The sequence below is a fragment of the Rhizobium sp. Root1334 genome (assembly GCF_001426665.1).
Taxonomy (GTDB): Bacteria; Pseudomonadota; Alphaproteobacteria; order Rhizobiales; family Rhizobiaceae; genus Pararhizobium.
This window is the reverse complement of sequence record NZ_LMEY01000008.1, coordinates 26,474-44,111: the sequence shown is the minus strand read 5'-3', so window position 1 is coordinate 44,111 and position 17,638 is coordinate 26,474. Positions and strand designations below refer to the sequence as shown.

Genomic DNA, 17,638 nt, shown 5'->3' with positions numbered 1-17,638 from the left:
TTGGACGTGAAGACTGCCGTCAGGCAGCGATGGTTTCTGGTAGGAGGCGGAATTGCACCGGCAGCTTGGCGGCAATCTCCTCGACGGTCAGATCGTCGAGTAGCTTCCAGATCTTGCCTTGCGCAGAAGGGTAAACGAGAACGATCTGGCGATTGCGGAGATCGGATGGAAAGCGTTCGTCGGCATAGCCGCGGAAATCCGGACCGGTCGCGCTCCAAATATGATCGAGTTTTTCCTGTCGGTTCATGGCGCGGACCGGACGGGATTCGCGGGTAATGATTTCGGCACGCATCCGGTCAGGTGACTGACGATCGCCCAGGTCGCAATATCCGTGAAACCATCGGGACCGATCATCGATCGGCAGGGCGAAGAAAACGCTGGTGACGCTGGCGGCCAGGAACTCGCGCATGGCGAACATGTCGCCACGGTAAAACAGCGGAGGGAGGATCTCGAACATGTGGTCGTGATCGGCTTCGGATATCTCAAACCACTCGCCGACATATCGCTTGCCGTTCATCCTGTCATCGTCGAACGGCGACTGGTTATGGCGATTGAACAGGGCGTACATTTCGTGGCGGCTGGCGACGCCTTCGAACACTTTACGGATGGTAGGAGGATTGAACATCTGCGGCTCCTTTTGAGGGTTGCGGCTGAAGCGAAGCCTGTTCGACCTCTCCTTCAGTCCTTTGATCACCCCTCCTCAGCCGGCGCCTCGCGGGCAGCGGGTCAAGGGCCGCCGTCAGGCGGGCGACAGCTTCACCCTTGATGCGCTGTCCGCGTATGCGGCAGCTCTCCTTTCTCTCTCCTCTCCTTCAATTCCTCATTCCAGTCTTCACATCGCGGCCTCAGCCGCGAGAAATCGCAGCCGGCCCGATCTGCCATCTGGCGCAGACGATCGGAAAAAACCTCACCCTGAACATTGTTGTCGGTCGCGGCCACAAGCCACGCGCCCTCCCCGGACGCTAAGTTTTCCAACGCGAGCGCGGTTATCGGCGACCAACCGCCTCCGGTGCTGACATAGATCGTGTCCGGTCTTGTCTGCTCTATTGCGGCGAGACTGAGCGCATCGATCGCCGCCTCGGTCACACAGATCCGGCGGGCATTGGTGCTCCCAAACTGGAAAAGCACCTTGGCGCCGCCGGTTGAAAACCCGCGCCAGTCCGGACCGCGCTCTTCCCAGCCGATGATGGCGCCAGCATTGTCGACATGCTTTGCCCACATCGAGCCATAAGGGCCCTCCCGAAGAACGTCAGCCTCAACCGCCGCCGAGATGACCTGCCATGGCAGCGCCCGGTTCTGTTGAAGGTAACTCCACGTTGCCGAAGCGCGCCACGGCCGCTTTCGATGCTTCCAGCGGTCAGCGATTGCAGCCACCGTTCGCGTTCGATAAAGAGGCTTCTCCCAGGTCGGCGCGGTGGGCTGGAACGCAACGAGATCGCCGACAACCACCAGGGCCTCCGTAAATCCGATTCCACGCAGATAGCTTGCGAGCGCAAACACATCGCCCTTGGCATCCGAACGGGCGTCGAACCAGCCCCTGTCGTCATGGATCACGATGATGATGTCGGTGTCGCGCCGGAATTTGACCGCTCGGCGCGTGCTCTCTTTCCTGTCTATCGCGAAGCCCTCATGCTTAAGGACGGCCGCGCAGCCCACCCGGGCGCGCAGCTCCTCGATGTCCGTCTTTTCCATATCACTTCCCTTAGCTTTCCTGATTGTGCGGGCTGTCAGCGCCCAGGCCGCGAAGATGGAAGCGCGCAAGGGCGCGGTTCGCAATGTGCAGATCTGCCGGACAAGCTCGCGGCGAAGCCACCCTTGCGCGCGCATCAGCGCAAGCGGCACGTCTTCCCCGGAAGGGGTGATCGGCTCAATGAGCCGATCCATAGGCAAATGGATCATATTCATTGATGATGGCGTCTTCATCGCCGTCATACTCGGCGGAAGGCATGACGCCGATCTCTCCGTCGATCTCGAAGAGGGTGACCGGGACCATCAGGGTCCGGGCAAGATCGAGTGCGTGGTTTTGTGCGAGGCTGAGATCCGACATTTGAGGCTCCATCCGGTGGCGGGGCCAATCCCCGCTCGATGGCGCCCGTTTGATCCGGGCCCGGCCGCGGTCACCTCGGCGGCGCAGCTATAGAGGTCGCAGTCGCTGCGAACCCCTTGCGTGTTGACCGTCCAAGGACGGGCCTGGATTAGGGATGCCAGACAAGAGAGCTGGGTTTGGCAACGCTGGCGGGTGGGGCGCGGAGATAGGATCGACCGACCAAGTCCTGCTTTAAATGTAGCGGACCCGGCTCCGGACGGAGCTGGCAGTCGTAACCGGTGGCCCTGCTGCTCGATGAGGGGCAAATGTAGAAAGTATGGATGTAGAAAGGCCTGCTCGGGCTCTTCAGCCTCTCAGGTGTACGACTCTCATCATCGGCTAACGCAGCCCGTTCTGCGTCTGCAGCGGCGAGGTCTCATTCGAAACCGAGGTCGGTAAGCAGGGCGTCTAGGGAGAGCTCAACGGTTCGCACCCTGCGCAGGCCATCCGCGTTGATCGTCACCGCAAGTTTTGCAGCGGGCATTCCCTTTGTGTAGGTGGCCCACTTCGCTGTCAGAGCGGTCAACGCAAGGGCCGTTGACTGAGGCTGCAGTTGCTGAGCGTTCGGCAGATGCCTCAACAATAAGGCTTCATGGCAAGGTTGCTGCCAAATGATTGTCAGTCCTGCGTCTTGAGCAAGTTTCAACGCCTGCTGATCGCGGAGTGGAGCTTGGCCTCGTTTGTCGGTATCCATGAGCACATAGGCCGCGGCGTAGTCGCCACCTTTCTTCACACCCTGTTTCTTTTTCTTCTCCGCAAGCTCCACGAGCGCAAGGGGATCGCCGCCGCCCGGCCTCAGCAATACCGTGTCGAGAAAAAAGTCTGTCTTTTGCTGCCCCACGATTCGGGCGAGCAGCGCGCCGTAGCTCTGCTCGCTTTCACCTTCGCAACCAAGGAAGATCCGCTTGCGCTGCGGAATTGTGATGCGAATCTTCATCCGATTTGCGGCACAGCGCCGAAGCTGCCCCCCAGATATTTGCGATAATAGTTGTCGGAACGGCGAACGGATTGGATGTCGCGCAAGCCGTAGATCGTGGTTTTTCCCTCATGGTCCTTGTCGCAGAACAAGACCTCTTCCTTCAAAAGATCCTCAAGGAGCGAGGGTGTATGGCACGTCATCCAGAGCTGTGCATTGTGTGGGTTCCGGGCGGAGTCGTAAAACCAGCGCAGGATTTCGGGGAGAAGAAGCGGATGAATTGTCGCGTCGAGTTCGTCGAGAACCGCGATCCCACCGCTTTGCAGTGCCTCGAGGATAAATGGATAGAGGCGGATAAACTGCCGCGTTCCATGGCTCTCATAGACAATCGGCATGGGCAGTGCCAATCCCTCATGTTCGAACAGTGCGACAGGGCCGTTGTTGCCCTGTTCGATCCTCATTTCGCGGATGCCCACGTCGATGCGCTGGATCTCGCGGTTGAAAATCGCCACCAGATCCGGGTTGGCGGCATAATGGCGGATGGCTGCGTCGTCTGAACCGTCATATTTTTCGACAAGAATGTTCGAAACCAGCAAGCTCGCCGCATGCCAGAGCTGTTGCGAATACCCGTGCTCCAGCTGTGCGAGGGTCGCGATAACACTCGCGTCTGCCCGCAACACCTTTTCAAGGGCCTGTCGATATCCAGACAGGCCGAATGCTTTCGAAGCGATCACCTCACCGGCTGAGTTGCGTTCGAACAGACGTACTTTTCGGGTTGCGGACGACGGCCAGTAGTAGAGAGCTTCGCTTTCGACGAACTGCTTGCCCGACTTCCCGCCAATGACAAGCTCGTATCGGTAGCGACATTGGGCAGCGCCGGCTAATCCGGCCTGCTCGATGTTTTCGACACCGCTAAGTTGAATTGCCAAACGTGTTGGAGCATTCAGCATCTCTTCAGAATTAAAACGGTCGAATGGCATGCGGCTGCCCCGCGCGGCCGAGAAGCTGTCCTTGACGAACCACCTGATGAACGAAAGTGCCTTGAGCACAGTCGATTTGCCTGACGCGTTGGGGCCAAACAGAGCCACCACTTTAGGCGCTTCCTCGCGTGCGCCGAGCCACAGTGGAGCAAACCGATCCGGCTCTTCGGGCGCATTGGCCGCCACCGTCAGATCGATGACCTGAGGATCGTGGATCGAGTAGAAGTTTTCGATCTCTAAACGATGAAGCATGTTGAAAATCGCCATTTGTTTCATTCAGACACCAATCTAAAAGAGCACTTTGACAAGATTTTGTCAAACATTGCCCTAAAAGCTAGTGTCATCCGATTTCGGGCGACAAGGTTTAAGACACCAGATCCTTCGATAAGCTTTCCGCTCACGTTACGGTTTACGATTTGGCCGCTCCAAATTTTCGACGGACGATTGCGGGTTTTTGCCCCCCACCGCCCACTGCGCCTCGAAAGGCTGTTTCGCCGGCAAGACAAATGTCTACATTTTGCATTTGACCGCTTTCTGATTTTTGAGCGAAAGCGTCGTAAGACGGAATTGGGCATACCAGCTGCAGCGGGAACCGCGAAAGCCGTTCGCCTCCCGCAAGACCGGTTAAACGGGTTGCCGCAGGAGGTTTAGCATCGCGACGGCAAAGCCGTAAACCGGGACCGACAGCCCCCGGCGCGCGGGGCCGCTCTGGACTAAGGTCTGCGAAGGTCCGCTGACCTTCGGCACGCTCGCGTATAACCCAGTGGACTTTAGCCCAGCCGAGAAGGCCCACCTCAACCGCTTTTTCGTAGCGCGGGCACACGGGCGAGAAGGCTTTTTAGCCCAGTGCCACGCCCACCGATGAATATGTCCGCAGTGTCGTTTCGATCTGCACGCGGCTGGACGGACTGGCAGCCGGTACGGCCAGTGTTCTGGCACCGTCGCGCTTGATGACCTCTTCAGGGGTGGCTTTAATTCGATCAGTCGGGGAGCAAGCGATGCGCTCCTGCGCCACTAATCCCTAGAAGCGACGCTCGGCTGGAGCTATCGACTTCTTCCTGGCCCATGGCCAACATGCCGCGGCCGAGGCCAATCTTGTGAGAGCTATGAACTTCGCAAACAATATGGGCGCGCGCTCCGTGACACTTAGGGCGGCCAGTGACCCGGCAGCCCTGTTGCTCGACCAATCGAGGTTCGATGAGAGACACCAGATGCATGAACCGATCTACATACGGTTCACGGAGGGTTTCGAGCTTCGTGATCTCCATCGCGCTGAACTCCCTTAATCATCGAGAACAGCGCGGAACGTGATTTCCACGAGTTGTTCGGGAAATGCCAGTCCAGACACCCCGATTAGATTGCTTGCCACCTGCGGCATGGGCGTCCCGTACATTTCCTTGCGGACCTTGCCAGCCGCGACAAATGCGGCAGGGACGTCCATAACAAAGAGGGTCTCTTCGACAACATCGTCGAGCGTGGCGCCGAACCGGGCAAGCAGCGCGATTGCGTTCAAATATGTCTGCCGGATTTGCTGCTCCATGGTCGAAAAATCCACCGGTTTGCCGGCCTCGTTCAGGGTAGCCGGCGCAACCAGATTTCCCTGTCCGTCGTGGCTGAGCTGGCCGGACAGGTAAACCGTGTCCTTGACATGCACGGCTTGCGCGTAACCGAACGCCGCTTCCCATGGCACCTCGAAATTTGCGATCTTCTTTGTGGCTTTCAAACTGCGCATCGCTTTACTCCAAATCGATTGTTGCATGGTTGCGGCCAATGGCGCTCAGCCCACCATGTTGGATGATGCGGCTGGCTCCGGCCGCATCCTTGTCGTTTGCGGGATCAGGATTGTATGAAAGCCAGCAGGTCGGCGTTCAGCACATCGGCATTGACCGTGAGCATGCCATGGGAGAATCCGGGATAGGTCTTGAGCGTACCGTTCTTCAGCAACTTGATGGCTTTAGGTGCCGCAAGGGCAATCGGCACGATTTGGTCGTCTTCGCCATGCAACACAAGGGTCGGCACGCCGATCGCCTTGAGGTCTTCGGTCTGGTCAGTTTCCGAGAAGGCCTTGATACCGTCATACTGTGCCTTGCCGCCGCCCATCATGCCTTGACGCCACCAATTCTGGATAACGCCCTCGTGCACGTTGGCTCCGTCACGGTTGAAGCCGTAGAACGGGCCGGCCGGGACGTCGCGGAAGAACTGGGCGCGGTTTGCAGCCAGTGCGAACCGGAAGCCGTCGAATGCCTCCATTGGAATGCCATCCGGGTTGGTGTCAGTTTTAGCTAGAAGCGGAGGGACAGCGGCCACGAGAACGGCCTTAGCGACGCGGCCTGCGGGTTCGCCGTGCTTGGCGACGTAACGGGCAACTTCGCCACCACCAGTCGAATGGCCGATATGGACGGCGTTCTTCAGATCGAGCGCCTCGACGACCGCAAAGGTATCAGCAGCATAGTGGTCCATGTCGTGACCGTCGGAAACCTGCGCCGAGCGGCCGTGGCCGCGGCGGTCATGGGCGACGACCCGATAGCCCTTTGACAGGAAGAACAGCATCTGCGCATCCCAATCGTCGGATGAAAGTGGCCAGCCATGGTGAAAAACGATCGGCTGAGCGTCCTTCGGACCCCAGTCCTTATAGAAGATTTCGACGCCGTCCTTGGTGGTGATGTAGCCCATTGTATGATCTCCTTTGGTGGGGTTGGCTGTGGAAGCAGCGTTGGCGGTAGAGCCAAACGATGCAGGAAGAATGATGGCGGCTGTGGCGGCTGCTCCGGAAAGCAATGCACTGCGGCGGGTGATGGGAAGGAATTTCTCGGTCATTGCAGTGTACCGATCCTTTGTTATCAGGATTGCGAAAGTGGTGGCGGATGCCGCTCACCGACGTTGCTCACCGGCCCCGCCGGTTGGTTGCTCACCGGCTCCCGGCCGGTTGATTGTCAGGAAATGCCGCACAACTGGGATTTGTGGGCCGACATGATGGGCCAGAACCTTGCTTTGAAGATCGGCGTCGGCATTGGAGACCCGTTTGTGCTGGCGAAGATGTTCGGCCCAGGATTCCACCATGAACCACTCGACGATCTGTTGCGGATCGGCGGAATCCTCCGTGATACCCCAGCCATAGGCTCCGTCGCGTCGACGGGCATCCGAAAACCTGTAGAGCGCGTGCAGGAAGGCGGTACGGCTGTGCTTCTCGACATGGTATTCGATCAGGATCAGGACCGGGCCACGGTCATGGGCGACCGGCTCGGCAACAAGCGGCTCGGGCCAATGATTGGACGGCACCAGGTCAGCCTCGCCTGTGGGCAACTTGATCCGGTGCATGATCAGGCCTGCGATGAGCAGTCCCGCCGCGCCGATCAGCAGTGCTGCGGGGACCCCGGCGGCTTGCGCGATGGCACCCCATCCCAGGCTGCCAGCCGTCATCGCTCCATTGAAGACGGTGAGATAGACTGCAAGCCCGCGTCCGCGCACCCAGTTTGGCAGCACGGCCTGTGCTGCGCCATTCAGCGTGGTCAGGGCCGTGATCCAGGCAGCTCCGAGGAACAGCAGAACAGAGATGGCGACCCATTGCGGCGGGGCGAGAGATAATGCGCCCATGACGAGCGCGGTGACAGCAGCGGCACCAAGAAGCAGGCCGTCCGCATCTACGCGTTCGCGTAGCTTAGGCATGACCAGTGCGCCGCCGATGGCGCCAGCGCCGACCGAACCAAGCGACAAGCCGTAAAAGCCGGCGTCGCCGCCGAGGACTTGACGGGCAACCAGCGGTAGAAGCGCCCAGACAGCACTTGCAAAGGCAAAGAAGATCGCCGCCCGCAACAGCACGATGTGCAGCGGCTTGCTGGCACGGGTGTATCTGAGCCCGGCCCGAAACGCGCCGAAGAAGCCTTCGGAGAGAGCGTCGTCGGCATTTTTAGCCCGTGGCCACCAAATCAGAGCGATAATGACGATGAGATAGGTTGCGACATCGACACCATAGGTGACGGCAGCGCCGAAAGCCGCCAGCAGAGACCCGCCTGCGGCCGGACCGATTGAGCGCGCGACGTTGATGCCCAGGGAATTCAGTGCAACAGCGCTTTTGAGGTCTTCGCGCGGCACCAGATCTGGCACGATCGCCTGCCAGGTTGGCCCCATCAGCGCGGCACCGACGCCGCCCATAAAGGTCAGGCCGATCAGCGAGCTGACCGACAGCATGCCGAAATTGGCCAGCATCAACAGGCAAATGCTGACCGAGGCCAGCAGGATCTGCACGCAGATCAGGAACTTGCGCCTGTCGAGGATATCGGAGAGCACGCCGGCCGGTATGGCCAGCAGGAAGATCGGAAGAGTGGCGGCCGCCTGCACCATGGCGACGGCGGCAGGCGCTACGGAAAGATCCGTCATCAGCCAGGAACTGGCAACGTCGCGCATGAAGCTGCCAGTATTGCCCAGAACCGTCGCGGCCCAGAGAACCGCGAAGACGGGCCGGCGAAGCGGCGCAAAACTGCTGACCGCAGGGTTTACGGCGCTCATGGGCGTCCTCCCCTGGCCAGATCGATGGCTGCGACAATGACAAACGCACCCGCCAGGCCGAGATGCTCGAAGAAGGCGTTGGTCGCCATCATCCGCTCCATGCCGGCGGGTAGTTCCCAGAAGCGTAGCGCGATGAACGTGGCCATGAGGGTAAAGCCGGCTAGCCCCAAAGCTCCCAGCCAGCGCAGGACGCCCGACAGGATCAAGGCGGAGGCCGTGAGTTCAAACACGATCACGGCGACCGCGAAGAATGCGGCCGGCTGGAGCCCGAAATGCTCCATCTCGGCATTCGCCCCCTGAACATCGAGGATCTTGGTGAGAGGCCCCTGGATATAGGCGGCACACATGCAAAGCAGCGCGATAAATTGCACCGCCGGCGCATGGAGCACGGATCCCAGGCTGCTGTGAAGTCGCGTATTGGGTGTCATGATGTTGTCCTCACACTGCCCAGCAGGAACAGCCGAGCGCACCGAAGAAGCCCTTGAGATCTGATATCGGTAGTTTCGATGTCCAGGCGCCGGCATGATCGTGGCCATGAACGCCGCAGTTGCTGGTGCAGCCGCATGTCGAGATCGCCGTCCGACGAAGCGAGCGCTCTCCGGCGCCCTGCGGTTCGCCCCAGGCGGCATAGCCGCCGAACGTGCGCACCGGTGACCAGTCCGGCATCGCCGGTGGCACGTCGTTTTCATCGAACGCCTTGAAGTCGCCCGCACCGTAAACGATCTTGCCGCCGACCATGGTCAGGTCCGACGTCAGGAAGGTGATCTCGTCTTCTGCGCAGGAGAAGAAATCCTTGACCGGCACGACGAGGTCGGCGAACTGGCCCTTCTCGATCCGGCCCTTCTTGCCTTCTTCGTTCGAAAACCATGTGACCTTTTCCGTCCACATCCTGAGCGCCGTCTCGCGGTCGAGGCAATTGGCGCGTGGATAGAGCTGCATGCCGCCGACTGTCTTGCCGGTGACCATCCAGGACAGCGATACCCACGGATTGTAGGAAGCGACACGCGTTGCGTCCGTACCGGCTGAAACATGCACGCCCTTTTCGAGCATGCGCTTGATCGGCGGTGTAGCCTCCGCGACACCATGACCATACCGCTCGACGAAATACTCGCCCTGGTATGCCATACGGTGCTGGGTGGCGATGCCGCCGCCAAGAGCGGCAATCCGGTCGATGGAGCGATCGGAGATCGTTTCGGCGTGGTCGAAGAACCAGTTCAGGCCCTCGAGCGGGATGTCCTTGTTGACCTTTTCGAAAACGTCGAGGGACCGGCTGATGGTTTCGTCATAGGTTGCATGCAGGCGCCACGGCCAGCGGTTTTCGGCAAGAACGCGAACCACCTCTTCGAGTTCTCCTTCCATCTCTGGCGCCATTTCGGGCCGGGGCTGACGGAAGTCCTCGAAATCGGCTGCGGAAAACACCAGCATTTCGCCGGCACCGTTGTGGCGGAAGTAGTCGTTGCCCTGTTTGTATTTGACCGATTGCGTCCAGTTGAGAAAGTCCTGCTTTTCTTCCTTCAGCTTCTGGGTGAAGAGATTGTAGGCAAGGCGAACGGTCAGCTGGTCTTCATCCGACAGTTTCTGGATGACCGCATAGTCGTCCGGATAGTTCTGGAAGCCGCCGCCAGCATCGATGACCCCGGTGATCCCGAGCCGGTTCAGCTCCCGCATGAAGTGGCGGGTCGAATTGACCTGGTACTCGAAAGGCAGCTTTGGTCCCTTCGATAAGGTCGAATAGAGAATCCCCGCGTTCGGCTTGGCCAGCAGCAGCCCTGTGGGATTGCCGTTGGCATCGCGCGTGATCTCGCCGCCTGGCGGGTTTGGCGTATCCTTCGTGTAGCCGACGGCGCGAAGAGCAGCGCCATTCAGGAGAGCGCGATCGTAGAGATGCAGCAGGAAGACCGGCGTGTCGGGTGCCACCGCGTTGATCTCGTCGATCGTCGGCAGGCGCTTCTCGTTAAACTGGTGCTCGGTAAACCCACCAACGACGCGTACCCATTGCGGGGCCGGGGTGATCGCCACTTGACGCTTTAGCATGTCCATTGCATCGGCGAGAGATCGGACGCCATCCCAGCGGAGTTCCATGTTGAAGTTCAGACCACCGCGTACGACATGGGTATGGTTGTCGATCAAACCCGGCAACACGCGCTTGCCCTTGAGATCGACGATCTTCGTTTCCTGTCCGGCGAGCGCCATGATTTCGCTGTCGGTGCCGACCTCCAGGAACAGGCCATCCTTGATGGCGATCGCGGTAGCGTTCGGATTTGCGCGATCGAGCGTCGTGATCAACCCGTTGTGAAGGACGATGTCTGCGTGCATGGTATCGGCTCCGGTCTGGATGGGATCGGCTGCATTGGCCGGGGAGAACAGATTGGAAAAGGCGAGGCTCGACGCCGCGCCCAGGAACGTGCGGCGCGTCGTCATCAGCTTTTCCCGGATGTCAGATCGTCGATCTGGGAGGCCGTTCTGGCTCCATCAAGCCCACCCTTTGGAAGGTGACCAAACATATGCGGCTTGACCTGTTGAAGCCAGGAAACAGCAGCGGGCTCGCGGCTCCAGAGATGCTTTGCCAGCGGCACGATCTGTTCGCCCACGAGAATACCGAGCAAGCCGATGAGAGCGATGACCGGCGGAGCAGGAGAGCGGACGTTCAGCAGCCCGTAGATGACGCCGACGAGAAGGCCGACCGCGAGCGAGAGAAGATAGATTTTCATGGGAATCCTTCGCTATAAACAGGAACAGGTTGGCGGTAACCACCGGTGCGATGGCAACCCGGGGCCGGTCGGCAAGCCGCGTCTTCAATGGTCTCGCTGAACAACACGGGCGAGCAGGACTGCCCCGCTCGCCCCGAGCAAGTCTGGTCAACCCGCTTTCAGAGCGGCTTCTTGGGCGCGTTGATAGCTCTCCATCACCGCAGCGTAGTTTGGCGCTGCCAATGCATAAAGCTGGGCCAGATCGGCGGCTTCCGGGCGAGCCCAGGTACGGTGCAGCTCGGATAGAAGCGAGTTTGTTGAGGTCGGCTTGACCCCGCCCTGCACAAAGCGAGCGAGCGAAACGCGCGATGCCATCTCACTTGGATCGCCCGACGCATCGATCACCGCGTAGACATCGTATCCCGCCGCCTGGGCGTCGAGTGCCGGGAACATGACGCAGACACTGGTCCATACTCCAGCCATGACCAGCGTCTTTCGGCCGGTAGAACGGACCACCCCGACGAAATCGTCATTGTCCCAGGCGTTTACCTCTCCCTTGCGCGGAACGTAAACGGCGTGCGGTGCAAACTGATGAATTTCCGGCATCAGAGGGCCATTGCTTCCAGATGGCTCAGAGGCCGTCGTGATCACGGGAATATTGAGGAGTGTGGCGAGCTTGGCGATCATCGTCACGTTTCTCCGCAAGTCCGCAACCGGGATGTCCTTGACGGTTTGAAACAGCCCGGACTGGTGATCGAGCAGAAGGATCACCGTGTCCGAGGGATCGATCAGGGTTGCGCCGCCGCCTGACGCGAGGACACTGGATTTGCTGTGCGAAGGGCCTGTCATTGTCATTCTCCATCATTTGTTTTGGGTGGCCAAGGTTGGTCAGGTAGCTGCGGACGTCCTGTCCGTGCGATATTCTAGACCGCCGACAAGCCGTTTTATCCGCAAGCTCAACCAGCCTAGTAGGATGCAAACTACAGTGTAAACACCAAAACACGACGTGAAACTGAGTTAATTATTGTAAAATTCGATCAACTACTCTTTACGTTACATTAAGCAGCACACTTTACATAATGAAATGTAATTATATTTCTATGATTCAGAGTTATTACTTAGCCATGGATTCGAATGATATTTTATACTGCGGCTCCAGAGTAGACTCGAAAGCTTCCCCGATATCGATACGTTGCCAGCCGTCCGGCTATCAGACGGATGTGGGCGATCATGATCCACGCCTCGGCTAAAGCGATGGAGCGTTCGACGTCCTTAGCCAATCTTCGGCACCTACCGAGCCACGCGAAACTCCGCTCGACGACCCAGCGGCGCGGCAGACCTTGGAACCTTTGGCCTTAACAGAGCGCTTGATGACCCCGATCGCCCAGCGCCCGATCGTCTCAGCCGCCGCGTCAGCCCGCATAAACACAATCGGCGATGACATGCAGCAAAAAGGCGACCTGTGGAGAATGGATTTCAGGGGATCGGGAGCACCATCTCGATCGTGGATATCGGCGCTTTGAACCCTGAGAACGACTATGAGAGCAAGAGTATCGATGTTGAGCGACGTAGCGCCCTTGGTCTTCTTGCCCGCGTCATATGCCGCCGCTTTCCGTTTTCACGCTCCGGCTATCGGTCACACCGGTGGTCGGACTTGCCTCTCTACCCTCCGACTCGTGGACTTCCATCACAGATGAAGGTTGATGCCGGCCCAAAGTCCCAACGCCCGCCATTCATAGAAATAGCGTTGGCCGGTTGAACAGGGCGGGAAATCCTTCGGCAGGATGCCGCCACTGGCACCGGAAGAAGCGATGCAAAGCAGAGCGTTAACGACCGCGCGCAAATCAGTGGTGCGGGGATGGCCCAAGCGGCAGGGTATCGACAAAAAAGCTCAGCCGGCGGTATTCCCGATCCGTCATGTCAACGAGGCTGCAGGCGATTGACGGAGAGCGTGAGATCATGCGGGGCGTTTCGATCGTCGACCCGACAGGCCGGCCATACGCCCGGCCAGATCGGCGTGTGCGTCGAGGATGGCGGGCAGAGCCTCATCATAGTTTCCGACATGGCTTTCCGGTCGTCCATCCAGGGGCGACCGATGTCTTCTTTCTCTTCGAACAGGATCCTGCCGCTGCAAAGCAATGCGCGATCGGTTTTTTTCTCGCGCCGCTTCTGAGGGTGCGCTTATCGCTGCTACGCACATGCCTTTCCCCGGGCTTGGCCGCATCGTAGCTGATCGAAGAGAGATGTGTTGGCAGATCGCAGACTGGGCCCTGCAAAGATAATGTCAGCTTTCGGGGGCCTCAACAGACCGATTTTCCGTACTGAATAAGGTGATACGGTTGCGGGCGATTTGACACAGGGGAATGTGGAAAATGGCGATCCGGCACGGCGCACACAGCCTCACACAAGGCACAGAGACAATCTTCGCGTGAAGCATTGGAGCGCGAATATGATTTCCACCCCGCTAGCACCATCCATATCGAAGCTTTCGCTTACCAGGCTGGGCTATGACATGTCGCTAGCATCAAGGGATGCGGGACGGCAATACGGACCTACCGGCGCACAGATGCAAGCGATTGCCGATGAGGCCGATGAGAAGGCGCGTGCCGCCAAAAAGATTGCGGATGCTAAGGAGCAACTTGAATTTTTAAAGCGTGGCGGCTTTCCGCCGGACGTTATTGCAAGGCTTGCCGCACAATTGGCCGGGCAGCTTCAATCCGCGGCTGCGCAACTTGCCCAAGCTGTTGGTGCAAATATGTCCACTGCAGCCTCGGCCAGCCAACCCATCGTTGCTGCAAATGTCGATTTGACCGGTAAAACGGGTGAGAAAACAGCAGACCCCGCCCGGGACGCCTCTGAAACAAACCTCATTCAACGCGCTTATCAATCTATCGCGGAGGATAATGGAGGGTTCGAGGCTGACGCGGGAGGTGATGAGCTGCTGTCGGAATTTGAGTCCTTGATCCGGCAGGTACGTCAATTAGGAAAGCAGCAGGAGCTCATATCCAAAAAGTAGGCATTGCTCAAGAATTCCCTTGATGTCAATTAAATACCCAACACCACTTGTCTATGCTGGGGATCCTTTGGGAATTTAATCCCTAAGCGAAATTCAATCGACTTCCTTCCGTCCAATTGGATCGCTCAGGCAGGGGGGCGCGCCGCCATTTTGCGGCAAGAATGGCGAAGATGGCTTCACGAGCATTGACGGATTTAGCGCTATTGCGCCAAGTGCTGCCCGTTGTGAAGGCCAGTGCAACCCTCGAGGGGTCACGGCTATTCCAGCCGTCTTCCGCGAGCCTCACCTTTTGAATTGCGGTCTCCGGGAAAAAGGCGGAAGAGGCGGTCGATGTGCGTCTGTCATGTCTCGAACTCCTTCAACCGCGCGCGCAAGGACGCGTTTTCCGCTTCCAGTTGCGAATGCCGTTCGCGGAGGGGCAAAAAAGCTTGGTCGATCTCCCGTTCGGTGAAGCGTGGTGTAATGTGTTGAGGGCAGTTCCAGTCAAAGGCCTCGAGCCGCAACTTGAACATTCGCTCCACTCGTCCTTTGTAACCTGGATCCGAAACAGCCGAGGCGAGAGCCTCGTCTGCATCGAGTGCCAGTCGCTCAACGTAAACGTAGATCTTGAGCCGCACCCGGCGTGCATAATCCATGAGGAACAGGCAGGCTTTGTCGTTCACCGCCAGGTTGCCCGCGCTTATATACTGGCGGTTTCCTCGAAAGTCGGCGAAAGCCAATGTCTGGTGATCGATTACCTTAAGGAACCCACTTTTTCCGCCTCTATGCTGTACGTATGGCCAGCCCGTCTCCGAGACGGAGGCCATATAGAAGCTGTCGCGCGTGCCGATGAATTCAACCTCGTTATCCGTAAACCTGTCAGAGCGTTGGCCTGCGTTGCCTAACCAAATCGGATCGACACCCATTTCTGCTTGAGCGTCTCTCACGCTCGGGGTCACAGCGATTTCCAGAAAGTGAAAAGGCATGGACGTCTCCCTCCTGTGGCAAGGAGGGTTGAGCATGGCAACTACAAACCTTCCCGCACTCGTTTTAAATTAAACGTTGTCGATACTTTTCAACCTTGCGATCAACGAAGTCATTGATGAGCGGCGGCGACATACAGTTTCCCATCGGGAAAGAAACGTCCCGTATTCAAGATGTGGACTTCAGCTTCCGGAAGATCCTTCAGGCATCGGTGAGCACCGACTCTGGAAAGATAAAGTCGCTGTTGCCCCAAACGATGAGTGTTAGTGGCTTACGCTCGCGCAAGAACGTTTGGAAGCCCGGATAGAGGGGACATTCGTGGGATGGTCATACAACATTTCCAACTGGCTATCCTGGTTGTCTGGGCGGCCCAAAAGAGCCTGATCGGGAACCCAGTAACGTCGGCCGCAATGCTGCTGGGAATTTCGTCGTGTCAACACGAATAAACCCGTCTGTCGGCGGCAACAGCGGCGTGCCGCCGCAAGTCGGCGACCGAAATGTTCTTGACGGACTGAAACAATCCCTGCTCACGATTAAGCAGAATGATCACCCTCTACGACGGTCGATGAGCATCGCGCAGCCGCCTGACGGCAAGACACACGAACTGTTGGTTGGGGGGTCTCCATGGCTGTTCTCCTTGTCTCAAATGGGTGGCCATTGCAGGCCTAGGGGACGTACCCAAGCGAGAAGCAGATGATGATCGAACGCTGATGCCGTTCCGCATGAGAAGTGCGCTAGATAGTAATCAACAACAATTGGGAGAATAATAAATAAAGCAATCTAATTTATATCTGAAGTAAAATTAAGCTAAATTAAGTGAAATCTTTTTCCCTGCCCGCATGGAGCAACATTTCCTCGGGTTACGATGCTTCTACTGGGATCTGATTCCCAAAATTTGACCATCTCAAACTCGCTCACACGCCTTTCGTCAGGCAGATTTACATCGACGAAACCGTCGGACACTCAAAGGAGCCAGAGATGATTAAGCAGACCGGGCATTATTCGTGTCCGCAACCCGGCGTGATTTTATCTGGCGGGACGCTCGTCGCGACGACGCCGCCCGGACTCGCCGCACCTGCCAATTAACCCGATCAGATCGAAACGGAGACCAGTGACCTGTCGTTCATGAAGAACCAGGACAGGACAGAGATCTTTTACAGGGCCTGGGTTCCGCGCGACGGCGAGGTAGTGGTCTTTCACCATGGCTGGCCCCCCTCAGCCACGGGATTTGCACCACAGTATCCCGGCGTCATCAATGCCGATCTCCCGGCATTCTTCCAGAGCTGACAAGGGCCTACCGGCGCATATAGAATGGCGGCGGCGTGGCACCCGCCACCATTTCACGCTCTTTTACCGCACTTAACGCGTTTGTCCCGGTAACTGATGATAATTGCGATTGCATCCATCGGCAGGCTCGAATGCAGGGCAAGCGGTCGATGGTGAATTTCGAACGCAGGGAACGATCATGGCGCGGATTCTCCATCGGACCATTAAGGTCGGGACAGTCGATATTTTCTATCGCGAAACGCTGCCACGCATTCTCATCCCAGACAGGCCTTTGATCCTGCTGCTTCACGGATTTCCTTCATCGTCTCACCAGTACCGGAGTCTGATGGAAAAGTTGGGGGACGACTACAGGATGATCGCGCCAGACTATCCGGGCTTCGGCCAAACCCACATCGTGCCGGGTTCCGAAATCGCGTTCGACTACAGTTTCCAAAACCTATCGCAGGTAATCGAGGAGTTCATCGACGCCCTTGGGCTAGGGTCCTTTGTGCTTTATGCATTCGACTTTGGCGGTCCGATTGGATTCAGGATCGCAGCCCGGCGGCCCGAACTGATTGCGGGACTAATCATCCAGAATGCCAACGCCTATGAGGTAGGGCTTTCAGATGCGGCCTGGCATTTCACTATGATCGATGGCCGCGACGATGCCGGAATCAAGGAGCTCGGGGGCCAGCTGTCACTCGACGGCATCAAGTCCCAATACCTCACGGGCGTATCGGACCCCGAATCAATCGCACCCGACGGCTATATGCTTGATCAGCATTATCTCGAGCAGCCGGAGCACAGGGCCGCCATGATTTCGCTGCTGCGGGACTATAAGACAAATTTGGCCGAGTACCCGATCTGGCAGGACTGGCTGCGCCGTCAACGTCCGCCCGCCCAAGTTCTCTGGGGACGGAATGATCCGCTGTTCATAGAGGCTGGAGCACAGGCCTACCTCGCCGACCTGCCGGATGCGGAACTTCATGTTTTCGACACCGGGCATTTTGCGCTTGAGGAATGCAAGGATGAAATCGCACCGCTCATTGCTGAATTCGTCACTCGGCTCAGTCCAACGAATACATAGCGTTGTCCGTGCCAGGATTTACCTCAATTTACTTGAGGCCTCTGCAGCGCTGCGATAGCCATGGAAGCCAGTTGTTGAGATTTTAAAACTGGATTTTGGCCGCCATGATAACGAGCGTGTTTAGTCTG

General features: G+C 58.1%; 15 protein-coding genes and 4 pseudogenes. 3 read left to right on the top strand and 16 right to left on the bottom strand.

Annotation, left to right across the window (positions count from 1 at the left end; all coding sequences use genetic code 11):
* Positions 1-19: 19 nt before the first annotated feature.
* The 13 genes and pseudogenes from ASD36_RS12605 to ASD36_RS30005 form a co-directional block, all read right to left on the bottom strand.
* Complete coding sequence (locus ASD36_RS12605) at positions 20-625, bottom strand: DUF1419 domain-containing protein (RefSeq protein ID WP_060510972.1); 606 nt, start codon at positions 623-625, stop codon at positions 20-22.
* 131 nt (positions 626-756) lie between these two features.
* Positions 757-1,923, bottom strand: coding sequence for a DUF3991 and toprim domain-containing protein (locus ASD36_RS12600; RefSeq protein WP_244489815.1), 1,167 nt, complete (start codon positions 1,921-1,923; stop codon positions 757-759).
* Positions 1,868-2,047 (bottom strand): hypothetical protein, encoded by a 180-nt coding sequence (locus ASD36_RS12595; RefSeq protein ID WP_020046815.1) that lies wholly within the window; start codon positions 2,045-2,047, stop codon positions 1,868-1,870. Before ASD36_RS12595 ends, ASD36_RS12600 begins: the two co-directional genes overlap by 56 nt.
* A gap of 415 nt (positions 2,048-2,462) precedes the next feature.
* Entirely contained in the window at positions 2,463-3,023 is a 561-nt protein-coding gene (locus tag ASD36_RS12590; protein WP_060510921.1) for an RloB domain-containing protein, read from the bottom strand.
* Positions 3,020-4,258 carry an ATP-binding protein gene (locus ASD36_RS12585; protein ID WP_244489814.1) on the bottom strand — a complete coding sequence of 413 codons (1,239 nt, stop codon included), beginning with the start codon at positions 4,256-4,258 and terminating at the stop codon, positions 3,020-3,022. Before ASD36_RS12585 ends, ASD36_RS12590 begins: the two co-directional genes overlap by 4 nt.
* 1,006 nt (positions 4,259-5,264) lie before the next feature.
* Complete coding sequence (locus ASD36_RS12570) at positions 5,265-5,714, bottom strand: Rid family hydrolase (protein ID WP_060510914.1); 450 nt, start codon at positions 5,712-5,714, stop codon at positions 5,265-5,267.
* 104 nt (positions 5,715-5,818) lie between these two features.
* Positions 5,819-6,799, bottom strand: coding sequence for an alpha/beta hydrolase (locus tag ASD36_RS12565; protein ID WP_060510912.1), 981 nt, complete (start codon positions 6,797-6,799; stop codon positions 5,819-5,821).
* A gap of 54 nt (positions 6,800-6,853) precedes the next feature.
* On the bottom strand, positions 6,854-8,488 hold the full coding sequence (locus tag ASD36_RS12560) for an MFS transporter (protein WP_060510909.1): 1,635 nt from the start codon (positions 8,486-8,488) through the stop codon (positions 6,854-6,856).
* Positions 8,485-8,916 (bottom strand): DoxX family protein, encoded by a 432-nt coding sequence (locus ASD36_RS12555; RefSeq protein WP_060510906.1) that lies wholly within the window; start codon positions 8,914-8,916, stop codon positions 8,485-8,487. The genes ASD36_RS12560 and ASD36_RS12555 overlap by 4 nt, the downstream gene beginning before the upstream one ends.
* A 10-nt stretch (positions 8,917-8,926) precedes the next feature.
* Entirely contained in the window at positions 8,927-10,909 is a 1,983-nt protein-coding gene (locus tag ASD36_RS12550) for an amidohydrolase (RefSeq protein ID WP_060510904.1), read from the bottom strand.
* Positions 10,909-11,199 (bottom strand): XapX domain-containing protein, encoded by a 291-nt coding sequence (locus ASD36_RS12545; RefSeq protein ID WP_060510902.1) that lies wholly within the window; start codon positions 11,197-11,199, stop codon positions 10,909-10,911. The genes ASD36_RS12550 and ASD36_RS12545 overlap by 1 nt, the downstream gene beginning before the upstream one ends.
* A gap of 147 nt (positions 11,200-11,346) precedes the next feature.
* Complete coding sequence (locus ASD36_RS12540) at positions 11,347-12,027, bottom strand: isochorismatase family protein (RefSeq protein ID WP_060510900.1); 681 nt, start codon at positions 12,025-12,027, stop codon at positions 11,347-11,349.
* Between the two features lie 293 nt (positions 12,028-12,320).
* Positions 12,321-13,139, bottom strand: a pseudogene (locus ASD36_RS30005) (IS5 family transposase).
* Here ASD36_RS30005 and ASD36_RS31405 point away from each other — a divergent pair.
* Positions 13,105-13,460: pseudogene (locus ASD36_RS31405) on the top strand (MBL fold metallo-hydrolase); the annotation flags it as partial. The pseudogenes ASD36_RS30005 and ASD36_RS31405 overlap by 35 nt on opposite strands.
* A 167-nt stretch (positions 13,461-13,627) precedes the next feature.
* The gene (locus ASD36_RS12535) at positions 13,628-14,194 is read left to right on the top strand and encodes a hypothetical protein (RefSeq protein ID WP_060510898.1); all 567 of its coding nucleotides are present in this window, start codon (positions 13,628-13,630) and stop codon (positions 14,192-14,194) included.
* Between the two features lie 139 nt (positions 14,195-14,333).
* Here ASD36_RS12535 and ASD36_RS29995 read toward each other — a convergent pair.
* The 3 genes and pseudogenes from ASD36_RS29995 to ASD36_RS31400 form a co-directional block, all read right to left on the bottom strand.
* Positions 14,334-14,539 (bottom strand): annotated as a pseudogene (locus ASD36_RS29995) (DUF1348 family protein); the annotation flags it as partial.
* On the bottom strand, positions 14,536-15,159 hold the full coding sequence (locus tag ASD36_RS12530) for a pyridoxamine 5'-phosphate oxidase family protein (RefSeq protein ID WP_060510897.1): 624 nt from the start codon (positions 15,157-15,159) through the stop codon (positions 14,536-14,538). The pseudogene ASD36_RS29995 and the gene ASD36_RS12530, both read right to left, overlap by 4 nt.
* 64 nt (positions 15,160-15,223) lie before the next feature.
* A pseudogene (locus ASD36_RS31400) lies at positions 15,224-15,552 on the bottom strand (alpha/beta hydrolase); the annotation flags it as partial.
* A gap of 1,070 nt (positions 15,553-16,622) precedes the next feature.
* Between ASD36_RS31400 and ASD36_RS12520 the strand changes: the two are divergent.
* Positions 16,623-17,510: an alpha/beta hydrolase gene (locus tag ASD36_RS12520; RefSeq protein WP_060510967.1), complete on the top strand. Its 888-nt coding sequence runs from the start codon at positions 16,623-16,625 to the stop codon at positions 17,508-17,510.
* The last annotated feature ends 128 nt before the right edge of the window (positions 17,511-17,638 follow it).

What these genes read in the sequence shown, in the direction of transcription:
- ASD36_RS12595 (WP_020046815.1), bottom strand. Translation starts at nt 2,047, where the DNA reads ATGTCGGATCTCAGCCTCGCACAAAACCACGCACTCGATCTTGCCCGG.
- ASD36_RS12585 (WP_244489814.1), bottom strand. Translation starts at nt 4,258, where the DNA reads ATGAAACAAATGGCGATTTTCAACATGCTTCATCGTTTAGAGATCGAA.
- ASD36_RS12535 (WP_060510898.1), top strand. Translation starts at nt 13,628, where the DNA reads ATGATTTCCACCCCGCTAGCACCATCCATATCGAAGCTTTCGCTTACC.
- ASD36_RS12545 (WP_060510902.1), bottom strand. Translation starts at nt 11,199, where the DNA reads ATGAAAATCTATCTTCTCTCGCTCGCGGTCGGCCTTCTCGTCGGCGTC.
- ASD36_RS12520 (WP_060510967.1), top strand. Translation starts at nt 16,623, where the DNA reads ATGGCGCGGATTCTCCATCGGACCATTAAGGTCGGGACAGTCGATATT.
- ASD36_RS12600 (WP_244489815.1), bottom strand. Translation starts at nt 1,923, where the DNA reads ATGAAGACGCCATCATCAATGAATATGATCCATTTGCCTATGGATCGG.
- ASD36_RS12555 (WP_060510906.1), bottom strand. Translation starts at nt 8,916, where the DNA reads ATGACACCCAATACGCGACTTCACAGCAGCCTGGGATCCGTGCTCCAT.
- ASD36_RS12590 (WP_060510921.1), bottom strand. Translation starts at nt 3,023, where the DNA reads ATGAAGATTCGCATCACAATTCCGCAGCGCAAGCGGATCTTCCTTGGT.
- ASD36_RS12560 (WP_060510909.1), bottom strand. Translation starts at nt 8,488, where the DNA reads ATGAGCGCCGTAAACCCTGCGGTCAGCAGTTTTGCGCCGCTTCGCCGG.
- ASD36_RS12565 (WP_060510912.1), bottom strand. Translation starts at nt 6,799, where the DNA reads ATGACCGAGAAATTCCTTCCCATCACCCGCCGCAGTGCATTGCTTTCC.
- ASD36_RS12605 (WP_060510972.1), bottom strand. Translation starts at nt 625, where the DNA reads ATGTTCAATCCTCCTACCATCCGTAAAGTGTTCGAAGGCGTCGCCAGC.
- ASD36_RS12550 (WP_060510904.1), bottom strand. Translation starts at nt 10,909, where the DNA reads ATGACGACGCGCCGCACGTTCCTGGGCGCGGCGTCGAGCCTCGCCTTT.
- ASD36_RS12540 (WP_060510900.1), bottom strand. Translation starts at nt 12,027, where the DNA reads ATGACAGGCCCTTCGCACAGCAAATCCAGTGTCCTCGCGTCAGGCGGC.
- ASD36_RS12530 (WP_060510897.1), bottom strand. Translation starts at nt 15,159, where the DNA reads ATGCCTTTTCACTTTCTGGAAATCGCTGTGACCCCGAGCGTGAGAGAC.
- ASD36_RS12570 (WP_060510914.1), bottom strand. Translation starts at nt 5,714, where the DNA reads ATGCGCAGTTTGAAAGCCACAAAGAAGATCGCAAATTTCGAGGTGCCA.